Here is a 1,390-nt window from a genome sequence, read left to right as displayed (position 1 = left end):
CGTCCTGAGCCAGGATCAAACTCTCCATAAAAGTGTTTGATATAGCTCAAAAATAATAATTCATTGACGAGATATTTACTATCTCTTTAATTCGCTTGGCTGTGTGTTCAGTTTTCAAAGAACAATATACACTATACAAATACCATATTTTCTTCTCTTACCTTACTAAAATGGTAAGGTAATATTATAAAAATAATGGTGCGGGTGGAGGGACTCGAACCCCCACGTCAAAGACACTAGATCCTAAGTCTAGCGCGTCTGCCAATTCCGCCACACCCGCATATCAAATTACGTTATATTCAAAAACAATGGTGAGCCATGAAGGATTCGAACCTTCGACCCTCTGATTAAAAGTCAGATGCTCTACCGACTGAGCTAATGGCTCGTTAAATGGTGCCGGCCAGAGGACTTGAACCCCCAACCTACTGATTACAAGTCAGTTGCTCTACCAATTGAGCTAGGCCGGCAAATTAAGGAAAGTTATTTTTGCTCTAAGATATTGTGTAACAAAATCTGGTGGAGGATGACGGGATCGAACCGCCGACCCCCTGCTTGTAAGGCAGGTGCTCTCCCAGCTGAGCTAATCCTCCGAAGTATTGATGAAGCAAATTCATAGAAGACCCTGTTTCTTCCTCTACTAGTAATTCAAGATGGAGATGCGTCGAAACAACTCGTAGCATATTCAAAGATGCTATGCTCGTCGCTGAGCTAATCCTCCGAAAGTATAATGTATTAGTGGTGACCCGTACGGGATTCGAACCCGTGTTACCGCCGTGAAAGGGCGGTGTCTTAACCGCTTGACCAACGGGCCGTATTTTTTATTATGGTGGGCCTAAGTGGACTCGAACCACCGACCTCACGCTTATCAGGCGTGCGCTCTAACCAGCTGAGCTATAGGCCCATATATTCAAATGAAAAAGCTTGTCCTGATTGCTAGATTTGCTCCTGCACCACTTCGTTCGCTCGTCGCATTTCAGCAAAGTAGCGTATTCAAAGAAGCAAAATTGGAGCGGGTGATCAGAATCGAACTGACAACATCAGCTTGGAAGGCTGAGGTTTTACCACTAAACTACACCCGCATATATATAATAAGTTAAATACAAATTAAACGCCTTCAGTGATGCCTCTTCCTTTTCTTGATTGTTCAAAGAGGTATATCCGTCGAGGCAACTCGAGGTATTTCAAGATGTAACGCTCGTGGCTGAGGTTTTACCACTAAACTACACCCGCATATTTATAAACGATTTTCTTCTTTATAGTAACAATGGTCGGGAAGACAGGATTTGAACCTGCGACCCCCTGGTCCCAAACCAGGTGCTCTACCAAGCTGAGCCACTTCCCGAGAGTGCGCCCTGAGAGATTCGAACTCCCGACCTTTTGATTCGTAGTC

The 1,390-nt window shown here is 44.3% G+C and carries 8 tRNA genes; all 8 read right to left on the bottom strand.

Annotation, left to right across the window (positions count from 1 at the left end):
* Positions 1-196: 196 nt before the first annotated feature.
* Positions 197-280, bottom strand: a tRNA-Leu gene (locus tag DS745_RS12885).
* A 29-nt stretch (positions 281-309) separates the two neighbouring features.
* A tRNA-Lys gene (locus tag DS745_RS12880) sits at positions 310-385 on the bottom strand.
* Between the two features lie 6 nt (positions 386-391).
* Positions 392-467 (bottom strand) — tRNA-Thr (locus DS745_RS12875).
* A gap of 47 nt (positions 468-514) precedes the next feature.
* A tRNA-Val gene (locus DS745_RS12870) sits at positions 515-590 on the bottom strand.
* Positions 591-736: 146 nt separating this feature from the next.
* Positions 737-811: transfer RNA gene (locus DS745_RS12865), tRNA-Glu, on the bottom strand.
* Positions 812-824: 13 nt separating this feature from the next.
* Positions 825-901, bottom strand: a tRNA-Ile gene (locus DS745_RS12860).
* Between the two features lie 104 nt (positions 902-1,005).
* Positions 1,006-1,079: transfer RNA gene (locus tag DS745_RS12855), tRNA-Gly, on the bottom strand.
* 186 nt (positions 1,080-1,265) lie between these two features.
* Positions 1,266-1,342: transfer RNA gene (locus DS745_RS12850), tRNA-Pro, on the bottom strand.
* Positions 1,343-1,390 lie beyond the last annotated feature (48 nt).

Source organism: Anaerobacillus alkaliphilus, assembly GCF_004116265.1.
GTDB classification, from domain to species: domain Bacteria; phylum Bacillota; class Bacilli; order Bacillales; family Anaerobacillaceae; genus Anaerobacillus; species Anaerobacillus alkaliphilus.
The sequence above is the reverse complement of the archived record's forward strand: the minus strand, read 5'-3'. Positions and strand labels throughout refer to the sequence as shown.